At 74.4% G+C, this 15,395-nt stretch carries 10 protein-coding genes and 1 riboswitch; of the genes, 5 read left to right on the top strand and 5 right to left on the bottom strand.

Annotated elements, in window-relative coordinates:
* Complete coding sequence (locus tag ACWFNE_RS04090) at window positions 1-1,113, bottom strand: LacI family DNA-binding transcriptional regulator (RefSeq protein WP_452121193.1); 1,113 nt, start codon at window positions 1,111-1,113, stop codon at window positions 1-3.
* A gap of 298 nt (window positions 1,114-1,411) precedes the next feature.
* On the opposite strand from ACWFNE_RS04090, the gene mmsA reads away from it, so the two are divergent.
* The 4 genes from mmsA (at window position 1,412) to ACWFNE_RS04070 (ending at window position 8,367) form a co-directional block, all read left to right on the top strand.
* Entirely contained in the window at window positions 1,412-2,962 is a 1,551-nt protein-coding gene (gene mmsA / locus ACWFNE_RS04085) for a multiple monosaccharide ABC transporter ATP-binding protein (protein ID WP_452121192.1), read from the top strand.
* 22 nt (window positions 2,963-2,984) lie between these two features.
* Window positions 2,985-4,352, top strand: a complete 1,368-nt coding sequence (locus tag ACWFNE_RS04080; protein WP_452121191.1) for a sugar ABC transporter permease — start codon at window positions 2,985-2,987, stop codon at window positions 4,350-4,352.
* Between the two features lie 142 nt (window positions 4,353-4,494).
* A complete protein-coding gene (locus ACWFNE_RS04075) occupies window positions 4,495-5,583 on the top strand; it encodes a substrate-binding domain-containing protein (RefSeq protein WP_452121190.1) in 1,089 nt (362 codons plus the stop codon).
* A gap of 195 nt (window positions 5,584-5,778) precedes the next feature.
* Entirely contained in the window at window positions 5,779-8,367 is a 2,589-nt protein-coding gene (locus ACWFNE_RS04070) for a GH32 C-terminal domain-containing protein (protein WP_452121189.1), read from the top strand.
* Window positions 8,368-8,570: 203 nt separating this feature from the next.
* On the opposite strand, the gene ACWFNE_RS04065 is transcribed toward ACWFNE_RS04070, so the two are convergent.
* From ACWFNE_RS04065 to ACWFNE_RS04055, 3 genes are all read right to left on the bottom strand, one after another.
* Window positions 8,571-9,641 (bottom strand): LacI family DNA-binding transcriptional regulator, encoded by a 1,071-nt coding sequence (locus tag ACWFNE_RS04065; RefSeq protein ID WP_452121188.1) that lies wholly within the window; start codon window positions 9,639-9,641, stop codon window positions 8,571-8,573.
* Between the two features lie 286 nt (window positions 9,642-9,927).
* Entirely contained in the window at window positions 9,928-12,360 is a 2,433-nt protein-coding gene (locus ACWFNE_RS04060) for a hypothetical protein (protein WP_452121187.1), read from the bottom strand.
* A gap of 1 nt (window position 12,361) precedes the next feature.
* Window positions 12,362-12,970, bottom strand: coding sequence for a hypothetical protein (locus ACWFNE_RS04055; protein ID WP_452121186.1), 609 nt, complete (start codon window positions 12,968-12,970; stop codon window positions 12,362-12,364).
* Window positions 12,971-13,309: 339 nt separating this feature from the next.
* Here ACWFNE_RS04055 and ACWFNE_RS04050 point away from each other — a divergent pair, with 339 nt between their 5' ends.
* Window positions 13,310-14,302 (top strand): NAD-dependent epimerase/dehydratase family protein, encoded by a 993-nt coding sequence (locus ACWFNE_RS04050; protein ID WP_452121185.1) that lies wholly within the window; start codon window positions 13,310-13,312, stop codon window positions 14,300-14,302.
* Window positions 14,303-14,387: 85 nt separating this feature from the next.
* On the opposite strand, the gene ACWFNE_RS04045 is transcribed toward ACWFNE_RS04050, so the two are convergent.
* Window positions 14,388-15,188: a C40 family peptidase gene (locus ACWFNE_RS04045; RefSeq protein WP_452121184.1), complete on the bottom strand. Its 801-nt coding sequence runs from the start codon at window positions 15,186-15,188 to the stop codon at window positions 14,388-14,390.
* A gap of 2 nt (window positions 15,189-15,190) precedes the next feature.
* Window positions 15,191-15,372, bottom strand: a riboswitch (cyclic di-AMP (ydaO/yuaA leader).
* Window positions 15,373-15,395 lie beyond the last annotated feature (23 nt).

Raw genomic sequence — 15,395 nt, 5'->3', positions numbered from 1 at the left:
TCAGCTCCCCGTGTCGGCCGTCTCGAGCGTGCGGGTGGGGCGGCGGGCGGTGCCCGTGCCCTGGGGTGGGGGGATCTCGCCGGAGCCGCGTTCGACGAGGCGGGTGGGCAGGACGATGCGTTCGGGGGGGAGGTCGGGGTCGGTGAGTCGGGCGAAGACGCGTTCGGCGGCGGCGCGGCCGATGTCGGCGGGGCTCTGGGCGACGACGGTGATGCCGGGGTCGACGAGGTCGGCGAGGGCGAAGTCGTCGAAGCCGACGAGGGCGACGGTGTGCTGGGCGGCGAGCTCGCGCAGGGCGCGGATGGCGCCGATGGTGACGAGGTTCTGGCTCGTGAACAGCGCGGTCGGGGGCTCGGGGGACGTCAGCAGCGCACGCGTCGCGGTGAGCGCGGCGTCCGCGTCGTGCAGGTCGCCGACCTCGAGCCGCGCGTCGGCCGGGACGCCCGCGGCGTGCAGCGCCCGGCGGTAGCCCTCGTGCCGCTGGCGCGCCGTGGCGATCTGGCCGAGGTCGCCGAGGAACGCGATCCGGTGGTGCCCCTGCGCGAGGAGGTGGGCGGTGGCGAGCTCGGCACCCGCGACGTTGTCGACCACGACGCTGTCGACGTCGATGCCGACGGGCGGCCGGTCGACCATGACGACGGGCGTCCCGGTCTCGAGCTCGGCGCGCAGGTACGTCTGGTCGCCCGCGGTCGCGGTGATGATGAGCCCGTCGACGCGGCGGGAGGTGAAGGCGGCGACGAGCGCACGCTCGCGGCGCGGGTCCTCGTCGGTGCTCGCGGAGAAGACGGCGACGTGGCGCTCCTCGGCGACGTCCTCGACGGCCCGGTGGATCGCGGCGCAGAACGGGTTGTCGACGCTCGCGAGCAGGAGCCCGAGGCTCATGGACCGCCGGCCCGAGCGCCGCAGGTTGCCCGCGATGAGGTCGGGCTGGAAGCTCAGGGCCTCGGCGGCGCGGGCGACGCGCTCGGCCATCGCGGCGGAGACGCCGGGCTCGCCGTTGACGACCCGTGAGACGGTCTTGATGCCCACGCCGGCGAGCGCGGCGACGTCCTTCATCGTGGCGCGCGGGCGGTGCGCGACCGGACCGCTCGCGCTCCCGGACGTCCGTGTCATGGCACGTGACCTTAGCGCTTCGCCTCCGGGCGGCCCGGGGCGGTGCGGCCGGTCGGGCGACCCCGGGCTGACCTGGACGGACGCCCGGTCCGTCGCCCGCGGCGCGCCGTCGCCGTGCACGTCGGCGGAGACAACGTTGTCAAGTCGTGACCACCCCAAGGGGCAGAGCGCCTTGACCCGCACGAGAAGCGGCGGGTACAAAGGCCTAGACAACGTTGTCAGCGCCGCGGCGCCGACCACACCAGAGGCAGGGTGGGACCACCCCGCCGCCCGACCGCACGGCGCCCGGGAGGCCACGATGGACGACGACGCACGCGTCATCCTCGAGATGCGGCACATCACCAAGGAGTTCCCCGGTGTCCGGGCGCTCGACGACGTGACCATGCAGGTCCGCGCCGGCGACATCCACGCGATCTGCGGGGAGAACGGCGCCGGCAAGTCGACCCTCATGAAGATCCTGTCCGGGGTGTACCCGCACGGGACCTACGGCGGCGAGGTCGTCTTCCAGGGCGAGGAGGTCGCCTTCACGGGCATCAAGTCCTCCGAGCACGCGGGCATCGTCATCATCCACCAGGAGCTCGCGCTCATCCCCGAGCTGTCGATCGTCGAGAACATCTTCCTCGGCAACGAGATCGTCAGCCGCGGGCTCATCGACTGGGACGCCGCCCGCCGGCGCACGCTCGACCTGCTCGCACGGGTCGGCCTCCAGGTCGACCCCAGGACCGCGATCAAGAACCTGGGCGTCGGCCAGCAGCAGCTCGTCGAGATCGCCAAGGCGCTGTCCAAGGACGTCCGGCTGCTGATCCTCGACGAGCCCACGTCGGCGCTCAACGAGGACGACTCGGAGAACCTGCTCGGGCTCATGCGCGGCCTCAAGGCGCGCGGCATCACGTCGATCATGATCTCCCACAAGCTCAACGAGATCGCAGCGGTCGCCGACGCCGTCACCGTGATCCGCGACGGGCGGACCGTCGAGACCTACGAGGTCGAGGCGGGTCACGTCGACGAGGACCGCATCATCCGCGCGATGGTCGGGCGCTCGATCGAGAACCGCTACCCCGAGCACACCCCGACCATCGGGGAGACCGTGCTCGAGGTCCGCGGCTGGAACGTCGAGCACCCCGTCGTCCCTGGGCGGCTCATCTGCAAGGACTCGGCGTTCCACGTCCGGGCCGGGGAGATCGTCGGGTTCGCCGGGCTCATGGGCGCCGGCCGCACCGAGCTCGCGCGCTCGATCTTCGGCCGCAGCTACGGCACGTACCTGTCCGGGCAGCTCCTGCTGCGCGGCCGGGAGGTGCAGACGCCGACCGTCGCCTCGGCGATCCGGCAGGGCCTGGCCTACGTGCCCGAGGACCGCAAGAACCTCGGGCTCAACCTGCTCGACACGATCAAGCGCACGACCATCTCCGCGAACCTGCGGGCCATCGTCCGGCGCGGGCTGCTCGACTTCGACAAGGAGCGCGCCGTCGCCGAGCGCTACCGGAAGTCGCTGCGGATCAAGACCGCGACGGTCGACGCCGGCGTCACGACCCTGTCCGGGGGCAACCAGCAGAAGGTCGTGCTGGCCAAGTGGATGTTCCCCGACCCCGACGTCCTCATCCTCGACGAGCCCACGCGCGGCATCGACGTCGGCGCCAAGTACGAGATCTACCGGCTGGTCCAGCAGCTCGCCGACGAGGGCAAGGCCGTCGTCCTGATCTCCTCCGAGCTGCCCGAGCTCCTCGGGCTCAGCGACCGGATCTACACCATCTGCGAGGGCCGGGTCACGGGCGTGGTCGACGCGCGCGAGGCCGACCAGGAGCAGCTCATGCGGATGATGACCACCACGTCCTCGGCGCCCGCGCGCTGACGGCCCAGAGAGAGAAACCTCGATGACGAAGCTCAAGCTGGTCCTCGGCGGCGACTACCGCCAGTTCACGATGGTGTTCGCGCTCGTCGCGCTGCTCGTCGGGTTCGACATCGCGTCGGGCGGGCGCATGCTCACCCCGTCCAACTTCCAGAACCTCCTCGCGGGGAACGCCTACGTCCTGATCCTCGCGATCGGGATGGTCATGGTCATCGTGATCGGCCAGATCGACCTGTCGGTCGGGTCGGTCGCGGGGCTCGTGGGCATGGTGGTCGCGCTGACGTCCCGGGACTGGGGGCTGTCGTGGTGGGTCGCGACCCTGCTCGGCCTCGCGGTCGGCGTGCTGATCGGCATGTGGCACGGGTTCTGGCTCGCGAAGATCGGCATCCCCGGGTTCATCACGACCCTCGCGGGCATGATGATCTTCCGCGGCGCCCTGATCTGGATGAGCCAGTCCATCAGCGTCCCCGTGCCCGACGAGCTGCGCGTGCTCGGCTCGGGGTACCTGCCCGAGTGGGGCCCGGCGGTCACGCAGATGAACAACTCGACCCTGCTGCTCGGCCTCGTCGGCATTGGCGCCTTCGCGTGGGGCGAGCTGCGCAAGCACCGCCGGCTCGTCGCCTCGGACGAGGAGGGCCCGGTCCCGCTGTGGCCCGTGGTCATCCGGATCGTGCTCGTCTCGGCCGTCATCGCCTACGTGACGTGGCTGTTCGGCAGCGGGCGTCCCGGCACGTCGTTCCCGGTCCCCGGGCTCATCCTCGTGGCGCTCGTGATCATCTACCACACCATCACGCAGCGCACGACGTTCGGCCGCCACATCTACGCGGTCGGCGGCAACCGCGCGGCGGCGGCCCTCTCCGGGGTGAACACGAGGCGCACCTACTTCCTCGTGATGACCAACATGTCCTTCCTCGCGGCGCTCGCCGGGATCATGTTCGTCGGTCGTGCGACGTCCGCCGGCCCCTCCGACGGCACCGCGTGGGAGCTCGACGCGATCGCGGCGGTCTTCATCGGCGGCGCCGCTGTCTCGGGCGGCATCGGCACGGTGCTCGCGTCGATCGTCGGGGGCCTCGTGATGGCGGTCCTCAACAGCGGCCTCATGCTCATGGGCGTCGGGGCCGACCGCACGCAGGTCATCAAGGGTCTCGTGCTCCTCGCCGCCGTCGCGTTCGACGTCTACAACAAGGAGCAGGGCCGGCCCTCCATCACCGGCCTGCTGTTCGGGCGCAAGAACGCGCCCGCGCCGGCGATCCCGGAGTCGCCGAGCGGCCCGGCCGGGCCCGCCGACGTCGGTCCGGTCATGCCGGACCTCGGTGCGGTCGAGCCGGTGGCGGCCGAGGTGGACGCCGAGCCGGTCGCTCCCGTCCGGACCCGCCCACGCGGGTCGGCCTGACCGGCACCACCCCGCACGGCACCACGCGCACGGCACCACCCCGCACGACACCCAGGCCTCACCCACCCCGGCCTGCGGGCCGTCATGCCCGCCGGCACCCCCGGCACCCCGACGAGGGGCGTCTCGTAGAAGGAGCTCTCCGATGAAGAAGACATCCCTGAACGTGCTGGCGCTGGCCACGGCCTCCGCGCTCGTCCTCAGCGCGTGCGGCGGCGGCCGCGAGGGCACGGCCGCGGGCGGCGAGGAGGGCGCGGGCTTCGCCGAGGACGCCGTCGTCGGCGTCTCGCTGCCGTGGCTCGGCACCCAGAACTGGAAGGAGGCCGAGACGATGTTCACCGACCAGCTCGCCGAGGCCGGCTTCGAGCCGCTCGTCCAGGCCGCCGACAACAAGGTCACCCAGCAGCAGCAGCAGATCGAGGCGATGATCGAGCGCGGCGCCGAGGTCATCGTCGTCGGCCCCGTGGACGGCACCCAGCTCGGCAGCGTGCTCGAGCGCGCCGCCGACGCCGGCATCGCGGTGATCGGCTACGACCGCCTGATCGAGAACACCGAGGCCGTCGACGGCGTCGTCCAGTTCGGCAGCATCCGCACCGGCGAGCTGCAGGGCCAGTCGCTGCTCGACGGGCTCGCCGCCCGCGCCGGGGAGCCCCCGTACGCGATCGAGCTGTTCGGCGGCGGCCCGGCCGACCCGAACGCCCCGAACTTCTTCGAGGGCGCGATGTCGGTGCTGCAGCCGAAGATCGACGACGGCACGCTCGTCGTCACCTCCGGGCAGACGGACTTCACGCAGGCTGCGACGCCCGACTGGGACAACGCGAAGGCCCAGGCCCGCATGGACTCGCTGCTCTCCGGCTTCTACAGCGGTTCCGAGGTCGACGGCGTGCTCTCGCCCAACGACGGCATCGCGCGCGCCATCCTCACGTCGGCGCAGCAGGCCGGCCAGAAGGTTCCCGTGGTGACGGGGCTCGACGCCGAGAACGAGTCGATCGTCTCGATCTGGAACGACGAGCAGTGGTCGACGGTCGCCAAGCCGACGACCGACCTGGTCGGCAAGACGGTCGAGCTCGTCCAGGCCCTCCAGGCCGGCGACGACCTGCCCGACGCCGACGAGATGGTCGACAACGGCAAGACCGATGTCGCCGTGTACCAGCTCGACCCGGTCGTCGTGACGAAGGAGAACGCGCAGGAGGTCTTCGCGGACGACCCGGCGCGCCTCGCACTGCTGAAGTAACGCGCACCAGGTCGACGAGCCCCGTCCCCACCCGTGGGGGCGGGGCTCGTCTGCGCCCGCCACCGCGTCGCGTTGACAACGTTGTCCTGCCGATCGAGAATCGACCACGGTCTGACAACGTTGTCAGACTGCGCAGCGCCCGGACGACCACCACGTCGCGCGGAGCCGCGCCCCCTGTCTCGACGAGGAGATCTCATGGGAAGACGCACGCACGCCCTGCTCTGCGGGGTGCTCGCCCTGACGTCGTCCGTACCGCTCGCCGCCGCTGCCGTCGCCTCGCCCGCGCCCGACTCGCCGCTCCCCGGGCGAGCAGGTGCCTCGCCGTACTCCGCGACGGTCGACCCCTACCGCCCGCAGCTGCACTTCGCGCCGCAGGAGAACTGGGTCAACGACCCCAACGGACCCGTCTGGTACGACGGGGAGTACCACCTGTTCTTCCAGCACAACCCCGAGGGCACCCAGTGGGGCCACATGTCCTGGGGGCACGCGGTGAGCACCGACCTCGTGCACTGGGAGGAGCGACCCGTCGCGATCCCGTGGACCGAGCGCGAGCACATCTTCTCGGGCTCGGTCGTGGTCGACGAGCGGGGCACCAGCGGCTACGGGACGCCCGAGCAGCCCGCGGTGGTCGCCGTCTACACGAGCTGGGACCCCGTGACCGGCATCCAGGCACAGTCCGTCGCGTACAGCACCGACCGCGGGGAGACGTGGAGCCGGCACCCCGGCAACCCCGTGCTCGACCTCGGGTCGCGCGAGTTCCGCGACCCCCGCGTCCTCTGGTTCGAGGAGGGCGGGTACTGGGTCATGGCCGTCGCGATGGCGGTCGACCGGACGATCGCCTTCTACCGGTCCGACGACCTGCTCTCGTGGAGCCACCTGAGCGACTTCGGACCGGCCAACGCCGTCGGCGGCGTCTGGGAGATGCCCGACCTGTTCGAGCTCCCCGTCGAGGGTCGGCCGGGGGAGTCGCGCTGGGTCCTCGTCGTGAACCTCAACCCGGGGGCCATCGCGGGCGGCTCGGGCGCGCAGTACTTCCTCGGCGACTTCGACGGCACGCGGTTCACGTCCGAGTCCGTCGTCACCGGCGACGAGGACCCGCCCGGCGACGTGCTCGCCGGCTTCGACGGCGGCGCGTACGGGGAGGGCTGGTCCACGACGGGGGCGGCGTTCGGCACGGCGCCCGCGACCGGGACGCTGCCCGGCCAGCAGGCCGTGACCGGGTTCCGCGGCGGTGGGCTCGTCAACAGCTTCGTCGACCACGACCACGACCGCGCCCAGGGCACGCTCACCTCGCCGCCGTTCACGCTCACCCAGGACTACGTGAACGTGCTCGTCGGCGGCGGCGACCACCCGCGCCGGCCCGGCACCGGCGACGGCTCCGCGCCCGAGGGGACGGTGCTGGCCGACTTCGAGGGCGGCGGCTTCGGGGACTGGACGGTGACCGGTGACGCGTTCGGCGCCGGCCCGACACCCGGCGACGCGCCGTGCCAGACGGGCGTGACGGGGTTCCTCGGCGGCGGGCTCGCGAGCTCGTACCGCAGCGCCACGCCCGACGACTGCACGGTGCCGCCCGACACCGGCACCGGCACCCTGACGTCGCCCGAGCTCACGGTGACCGAGCGCTACCTCGGCTTCCTCGTCGGCGGGGGCGCCCAGCCCGAGACGGCGGTGCGGCTGCTCGTCGACGGCGCCGTGGTGCGCACCGCCTCCGGCTCCGAGAGCGGGACCCTCGACTGGGTCAGCTGGGACCTCGCCGACCTCCAGGGACGCACGGCACGCATCGAGGTGCGCGACGCGGCCACCGGCGGCTGGGGCCACATCCTGGCCGACACCTTCGTCGCGTCCGCCGCGCCCGTGCGTCCGCGTGCGGCCGAGGCGACCGTGAACCTCGTCGTGGACGGCGAGGTCGTGCGCAGCGCGACCGGTCAGGACAGCGAGGCGCTCGACTGGGTCGCGTGGGACGTGCGCGAGCTCGCCGGGCGGCAGGCGCGGCTCCACGTCGTCGACAGCGTGAGCGGCGGGTGGGGCCACGTGCTCGCCGACCAGGTCACGCTCTCGGACGTGCCGGCGCGCAGCATGCTCGAGCGCTACCGCTGGCTCGACCACGGCACGGACTTCTACGCGGCGCTGACCTTCGAGAACGTGCCCGACGGGCGCCGCCTCGCCGTCGCGTGGATGAACAACTGGGAGTACGCCTCCGCGACGCCCACCGGGACCTGGCGCGGGTCCATGACGTTCCCGCGCGAGCTCACGCTGCGCGACGTCGGTGGCGAGCTCCGGCTCAGTCAGGCCCCCGTCCGTGAGCTCGCCGACGTGGTCGCGTCCTCGGGCGTCGCGCCGTACCGGCTGCGCGACAGGGTGGTCCGCGAGGGCGTCACGGCGCTCCCGCGGCAGGCGCGTGGGACCGTCCTCGCGATCGACGCGGAGCTCGAGGTGGGCAGCGCCGACCGCGTCGGCCTGCACGTCCGGACCGGGACCGGCGAGCGGACCGTGATCGGGTACGACGTGCACCGCGAGCGGCTGTTCGTCGACCGCACCGCGTCGGGCGACGTCGGCTTCCACGAGGCCTTCGCCGGCGTGCACGCCGCGCCGCTGCCCGCCCCCGAGGGGCGCGTGCGGATCCGGGTGCTCGTCGACCGGTCGTCGGTCGAGGTGCTCGGCGGTGGCGGCGAGGTCGCGCTCACCGACCTCGTCTACCCGGCGCTCACGAGCGACGGGGTCGCCCTGTTCGCCGAGGGAGGGCAGGCGCGGGTCCGCAGCCTGACGGTGCAGCCGCTGGACTGACGCGTCGCGCCGCGCCGTCGCCGGGCCGCTGGGGTCCGGCGGCGGCGCCCGGGCGGGTGTCACCGGTGCTCCGTGCCGCGGGCGGCGTCGCACGCAGGAGTCGTCGCATGCGGGCGGCGCGGCAGGCAGGCGTCGTGGGGCTGACCGATCCCGCGCCCCGCGTCCTCCGTCGAGGCCCACGGGTCGGCGCGCGCGACGGGAGTTCAGGCGGTGCCCGTGCCCTCGGGTGGGGGGATCTCGCCGGAGCCGCGTTCGACGAGGCGGGTGGGCAGGACGATGCGTTCGGGGGGGAGGTCGGGGTCGGTGAGTCGGGCGAAGACGCGTTCGGCGGCGGCGCGGCCGATGTCGGCGGGGTTCTGGGCGACGACGGTGATGCCGGGGTCGACGAGGTCGGCGAGGGCGAAGTCGTCGAAGCCGACGAGGGCGACGGTGTGCTGGGCGGCGAGCTCGCGCAGGGCCCGGATGGCGCCGATGGTGACGAGGTTCTGGCTCGTGAACAGCGCGGTCGGGGGCTCGGGGGACGTCAGCAGCGCACGCGTCGCGGCGTGCGCCGCCTCGACGCCGCGCAGCCCGGGGACGACGAGCCGGTCGTCGAGCGGGATGCCCGCGGCGTGCAGGGCGCGCAGGTGCCCGTCGTGCCGCTCGCGTGCGGTGACGATGACCGAGAGGTCGCCGAGGTGCGCGATGCGCCGGTGCCCGTGCCGGACGAGGTGCCCGGTCGCGGTTGCTGCGCCCTCGACGTTGTCGACGACCACGACGTCAGCGCCGAGCCCGCCCGGCGCCCGGTCGACGAGCACGACCGGTGTGCCCGTCTCGATCGCGGCGTGCAGGTGGCGGTGGTCGCTCGCCGTCGCGGTGAGGATCAGGCCGTCGACGCGGCGCGACGTGAAGGCCGCGACGAGTGCGCGCTCCCGGCGGGGGTCCTCGTCGGTGCTGGCCGAGAACACCGCGACGCCGCGGCTGCCGGCGACGTCCTCGACCGCGCGGTGGATCGCGGCGCAGAACGGGTTGTCGACGCTCGCGAGGATCAGCCCCAGGCTCATCGACCGCCCGCCGGTCCGCCGCAGGTTGCCCGCGACGAGGTCCGGCTGGAACCGCAGCGCGGTGGCGGCCCGGGCGACGCGTGTCGCGGTCGCGGCGGAGACGCCGGTCTCGCCGTTGGCCCACCGCGAGACGGTCTTGATGCCGACCCCGGCGAGCGCGGCGACGTCGCGCATCGTCGCGCGGGTCCGCCGGTGCAGTGTCTCGTCGGGCGGGTCTGACATCGATGTCATGGTCCGAGCGTACTGGCCGCGAGCGTCGGCAGACAACGTTGTCAGCGAGTGAGGAGTGCGAGGGGCCGTCGGCCCGGCTGGGAAGGCTGCTCCGGCGCTCCGGCGCTCCGGCGCTCTCGCGCCCGGGCGCCGGTGCGTGCCCCGCGCCCGGACCGCCGCGCCACAGCAGCCGGCCCGCCGATCCCGGCGCAGCGACGTCCGAACAGCCGAGCGCCCGGCACGAGGAGGGGGGATCCCGGTGCCGGGCGCGTCTCGGGCCCGGGCGCACCCGGGCGGCTCAGGCCGCTCAGGCGGCTCCGGTGGTGCGCCTCCCGAGCAGGCCGGCGACGACCGCCCCGATCGCGAACAGCGCGACCGCGGCGATGCCCCGGCCGAGGCTCCGCGCGCCCGCGCCGTCGACGCCCGCGATCTCGAGCGAGTACGCCGTCGCGCCCGCGGCGCCCTCGGGCGCGCCGAACGCCATGCCCTCGGTCGCGGCCCGCTCGGCGCCCGCCTCGATGACGGCGTACTTCACGCCGTAGTCGCTCGCGGTGTCCTTGCCTCGCTCCACGAGCAGAGACGTGCCGTCGGTCGAGAGGCGCTGCGCACCGTCGACCAGTGCGGGTGCGCCGTTCGCCGCGGTGACGAGCCCGTCCGCGAGCTCGGCCGAGCCGTCCGCGGCGCGACCGATCCCCGCGGCGAGCTCGTCGGCCCCGGACGCGAGGCGCTCGGTGCCTCCGGCGAGCGCTGCCGCGCCGCCGGACAGGCGGTCCGTGCCCTGCGCGAGGGTCGTCGCGCCACCGTGCAGCGTCGAGGCGCCCGTCGCGAGCTCTCCGAGACCGCCGGCGAGCGTGCGCCCGCCGGTCGTGAGCTGCCCCACGCCGGCGCGGGCCGCGCCGACACCGCCGCGCAGCGTCGTCGCGCCGTCGGCCGGGGAGCCGACCGCGCCCTGGACCTTGCCGACGACCCCGGCGGCGACCAGGTCGATGCCGCCGTCGAGCTGAGCGAGCCCGGCGGTCACGCTCGCGGCGCCCGCGGGGCACGTGCCGGGCAGCGACGAGCCGCTGAGGCCGCACTCGACGCGGACGACGCCGGGGATCGCCGCCTGCAGGCGCGCCGTCAGGTCGTCGACGCCCGCGATCACGGCGGTGGTGGTGCCCGCTGCTCGCGCCAGGCTCACGGCGCGGTCCTCGAGCGCGCTCGCCTCGACCACGAGCCGGTCCGCCTCTGCGGGGTGCGCGGACCGCACCGCCGCCGCGGTGCTCCGCAGGGTCGTGGCCGTCGCCGTCAGGTCCGCGCCCGTGCCGACGAGGCCGGACACCCCGACCGCTCCCGCGCGGACGCTGCCCAGGCCGGTCACCGCGCCGCCGAGACCGACCCGCACCTGGTCGACCCCGTCGACCAGCGTGCCGGTCGCTCCCGGGGCGCCGACCGCCGCGCGGATGCTCGCGACCCCCTCGTGCAGCGGCTTCATGCTCTCGGGGAGCAGCCCGATCGACCCCGACAGCTGCGCGAGCCCGGCATCGACCTTCACGAGCCCTGCGTCGAGCTGCGTGAGCCCGCCGAGCAGCTGCGGGACCGCGGCCCCCGCCGACGCGAGCCCGGCGTCGAGCCGTGCGCCGCCGTCGGCGAGCTGCTCCGCCCCGGTGTCGAGCCGGCGGGCGCCGTCCGCGAGCTCGGCCGCGCCGTCGTGCGCCGTGTCGAGGCCGGCCGCGAGCGTGTCGGCGCCCGGCGCGGCCTCGTCGACCAGGCCGGCGGACAGCTCGGCGGCCCCGTCGCGCAGCTGCACGAGCCCGGCGAGCAGCTCGGCGGCGCCGTCGTGCAGGCGCAGCAGGTTCGCGTCGATCTCGAGCGCGCCCGCCGTCAGGTCGACGCCGCTCTGCGCGCCGCTCGCGTAGCTCGCCGATCCGCCCTTGAACGACGCGCTCGTCAGGGGCGAGACCGGGAGCGCCGTGATCGTCGCCGGCGGGACGACGCCGAGCGAGATGCGGGCCGAGTAGCCGAGCTCGAGGCTCGACGACCCGATCGGGGGGAACAGGGTCATCTGGTAGGTGAGGCGGGTGCCGCCCCGGCCGTCGCCGGAGATGTTCGCCTGCTCCGACGCGACGGCGGTGAACGACGAGGGCAGCGTCGTGACGAGCTGCCCGACCATCGGCACGACCGTCTCCGCGGTGCCCGACCCCGTGCCGCCCGCTCCGTCGGCGAACTCGACCTCGTCGTCGCGCGCCGTCAGGTTCGTCACGGTGTACCGGACCTCGAGCAGGCCCGAGCGCCCGAGCACCTCGCGCGGGGTCACGACCTCGCCGTCCAACCGGTAGGTCACGTCGACGCCGAGAGGGAGGTCGCCCGCGAAGTCGCTCACGGTGCGCAGCCGCTGCGCGCCGTCGACGTCCACGGACGTGCGCAGCGCGCCGTCCTCCACGCTGAACCCGCCGAACCCGTCGAGGTTGCGCAGGCCGCGCTCGGACACCGGGTTCTCCACGCTCGCCGTGCCGGTCCCGGTGAAGGTGAGCTGCTCGTAGACGCGCGCCTCGCGGACCATGCCGGAGGCGTCGAGTCGGGCCTGCACGGTCTCGGTGTTGGTGACCTGGACGTCGCCGTCGGTCGCGGTGGGCACGCGAGCGGCGGCGAGCGAGGGCGCGGCGACGAGCAGCGCGAGCGGGACGGCGACGGCAGCTGTCGCGGCGCGCCGGGTCGTGGCGCGGGAGGCGAGGGCCGGGCGGGGGAGGGAAGGACGCACGTCAGGACTCCTGGGTGTGCTGGAGGGGGCGCGGGGCGGACCAGTGCGGGGCTGCGGGCGCGTCGTCGTCGGGCCCGTCCGGTGCCTCGGGCTCCGGCGGTGCGGACGCGACGCGCTCCCGGCCGGCGCCCAGGGCGTCGAGCAGCGCGGTCGCCACGAATCCCGTCCCGGCGGCGAGGAGCACGGTGGTCGCGGCTCCGGGCGAGGTCGCGAGGACGCCCGACGGGTCGGCGGTGTACGCCGCCTCGTACGCGCCGGCGAGGGCGGCGGCGCCGAGCAGCGTGGCCCAGAGCGGCAGCGCCCCGCGCGTCCCGGCCGCGAGCAGCGTGCACGTGAGCACCACGAGCAGCACCGCCACGGCGCGCCCGCTCGGGGCGTCGGGCAGCACGGCGGCGCGCAGCAGATACCCGGCCCACGCTGCCGCGAGGCCCGCGGCGAAGGCGCCGGCCCGCTGTGCGTGGGAGCGGTCGGGCACGAGCCCGAGGGCACCGCCCAGCGCGGTGCCGAGCAGCGCGACGGCCTGCGTCTCGGGGCCCAGCACCCCGGTGAGCAGCACGAGGACGGCGGCGAGGACCGCGAGGACGGGCCCGGCGAGCAGGGGACGTGTCATGACCACCTCGGTGTGGTGCGTGCGCCCGGGGGCGCACGAGGGCGTGCGGGACCGTGCGACCGCGTGCTCGTGGAGCGGGAGCGGCCGCGCGTGGGGATGGTGCGCTGCGTGCTGTGCGTGGGTCGCGGGGTGGGCCGCGAGCGGACGGGGAGCGCAGCCGTCCGGCGGGGCGGCCGGCGTCGTTGCCGGTCCGCCCCACCGGAGCGGAGCGACCACTGTCTAGCAGCGCCGCGGATACGGCGAACAGTCGGTACTAGGTACTTGGTGGTGGAACGGCGCACATCGTTATGCCGCCGTGATCTCCGTCACTCTCCCGGGAGCACGGGCTAGCGTGCGGGGATGAGCCCTCTCTCGGTCCTCTTCCTCGGCGGCAGCGGCGTCATCAGCTCCGCCTCCACCCGTCTCGCCGTCGAGCGGGGCCTCGACCTCACGGTGCTCAACCGCGGCGAGAGCGCGACGCGTCCGCTGCCCGACGGCGTCCGGACCCTCCGCGCCGACGTCCGCGACCCGGCGTCGGTCCGCGAGGCGCTCGGCGACCGGGAGTTCGACGCCGTCGTCGACTGGGTCGCCTTCACCCCGGAGCACGTGCGCGCGGACGTCGAGCTGTTCACCGGGCGCACCGGGCAGTACGTGTTCATCAGCTCCGCGTCGGCGTACCAGACGCCGCCCGCCCGGCTGCCCGTGACCGAGTCGACCCCGCTGCGCAACCCGGACTGGCAGTACTCGCGCGACAAGATCGCGTGCGAGGACCTGCTCGTGCGCGCGTACCGCGAGGACGGCTTCCCCGCGACGATCGTGCGGCCCTCGCACACGTACGACCGCACGCTCGTCCCCCTCGACGGCGGCTGGACGGCCCTCGAGCGCATGCGCCAGGGCAAGGAGGTCGTGGTGCACGGGGACGGGACGTCGTTGTGGACCCTCACGCACCACACCGACTTCGCCCAGGGGTTCGTGCCGCTGCTCGGCCACCCGCGCACGCTCGGGGAGGCGTTCCACCTGACGTCGGACGACGTGCTCACGTGGGACCAGATCACGCACGCGCTCGCCGCGGCGGCCGGGGTCGAGGCCCGCATCGTGCACGTGCCCTCCGACGTCATCGCGTCCCACGACCCCGAGTGGGGCGCCGGCCTCCTCGGCGACAAGGCGCACTCGATGGTCTTCGACAACACGAAGGTGCGCAGCGTCGTGCCCGGCTACCGCGCGACCGTGCCGTTCGAGCGGGGTGCCCGCGAGATCGTCGACTGGTTCGACGCCGACCCGGCCCGCAAGGTCGTCGACCCGCGCCTCGACGCGCTCATGGACCGGCTCGTCGAGACGTACCGCGTGCGCTGAGGCGCCGCGCCGGGAACGACGAGAGCGCCCGACCCCCGGAGGGGCGGGCGCTCTCGTGCAGTGCGGAGCAGTGCGGTGCCTGGGCTCAGCCGACCCGGATGAAGACCGGGCTGGACTGCCAGATCGAGCGGAACTGGATCGTCTTGCCCGGGCGCGGGGCGTCGATCTGCATGCCGTCGCCCGCGTAGATCGAGATGTGGCCCGGGGACCAGATCAGGTCGCCGGCCTGGGCGTCCGCACGCGAGACGACGGTGCCGGCGCCCTTCTGCTCGGCCGACGTGCGGGGCAGGTCGATCCCGACCTGCGCGAACACGTACGAGGTGAAGCCGGAGCAGTCGAAGCCGTCGGGCGTCGTGCCGCCCGAGACGTACGGCACACCGACGTAGCGCGACGCGACCTCGACGATCGCGTTGCCCACGGCCGAGGCGGGGACGGAGACCGCGGGGGCCTCCTCCTCGGCCACGGCGGCGGTCGGGGCGGCCGCGGCGCGGGCCTGGCTCCGGGACGTCGTCGCGGCGCGCGTCTCGACGACGGGCTCGGGCTCCGGCGGGGGCGGCGGCGTGACGGCGGTCAGCGTCGGGGCGTCGAAGCCCCACACCGCGTCAGGCGCGGCAGCGACGACCGGGGAGGTCTCGAGGATCGCGCGGGCCGAGGCCGTGAGGACGGTGCTGTCGACCGCGGCGAGGGAGGCGCCGCTGGCGCTGCTGCCCTCGGCCGAGGCGGGGACCGCCACGATGCCGATCATGAGACCGGAGCCGGCTGCGACGACCGCCGAGCGGCGACCCGCCGTGGCGATGCCGGCGCTGGTGGCCGTGGCGAGGTCGTTGAGGGGGGTCGTCGGCCGGCCGGGTGACCGGCGGCGTCCGTGAGACGTGCTCGAGGGCATGCAGAACCTCTCCATACGCCTACGAGGTGAGCTGTCGGGTTCGGGCTGGAGAACGCCCGGCCGGTCGCGTTCGACCGGCTTCACCCCAAGGACACCGCACGGATGCCCACAAGTGGGTCCCCCGCTCCTGCCAGCGAGACTCGAACTGACCGCGGGTGGTGGCAGGACTCGGCGATCCACCTCAGGCCGCCCCAGGAGGGTGGGGCG

This window comes from Cellulomonas sp. NPDC055163 (assembly GCF_053607065.1).
The sequence above is the reverse complement of the archived record's forward strand: the minus strand, read 5'-3'. Positions and strand labels throughout refer to the sequence as shown.

Bases quoted from the DNA above. Each gene is read 5' to 3' on its own strand.
- ACWFNE_RS04090 (WP_452121193.1), bottom strand. From the start codon at position 1,113: ATGACACGGACGTCCGGGAGCGCGAGCGGTCCGGTCGCGCACCGCCCG.
- mmsA (WP_452121192.1), top strand. From the start codon at position 1,412: ATGGACGACGACGCACGCGTCATCCTCGAGATGCGGCACATCACCAAG.
- ACWFNE_RS04080 (WP_452121191.1), top strand. From the start codon at position 2,985: ATGACGAAGCTCAAGCTGGTCCTCGGCGGCGACTACCGCCAGTTCACG.
- ACWFNE_RS04075 (WP_452121190.1), top strand. From the start codon at position 4,495: ATGAAGAAGACATCCCTGAACGTGCTGGCGCTGGCCACGGCCTCCGCG.
- ACWFNE_RS04070 (WP_452121189.1), top strand. From the start codon at position 5,779: ATGGGAAGACGCACGCACGCCCTGCTCTGCGGGGTGCTCGCCCTGACG.
- ACWFNE_RS04065 (WP_452121188.1), bottom strand. From the start codon at position 9,641: ATGACATCGATGTCAGACCCGCCCGACGAGACACTGCACCGGCGGACC.
- ACWFNE_RS04055 (WP_452121186.1), bottom strand. From the start codon at position 12,970: ATGACACGTCCCCTGCTCGCCGGGCCCGTCCTCGCGGTCCTCGCCGCC.
- ACWFNE_RS04050 (WP_452121185.1), top strand. From the start codon at position 13,310: ATGAGCCCTCTCTCGGTCCTCTTCCTCGGCGGCAGCGGCGTCATCAGC.
- ACWFNE_RS04045 (WP_452121184.1), bottom strand. From the start codon at position 15,188: ATGCCCTCGAGCACGTCTCACGGACGCCGCCGGTCACCCGGCCGGCCG.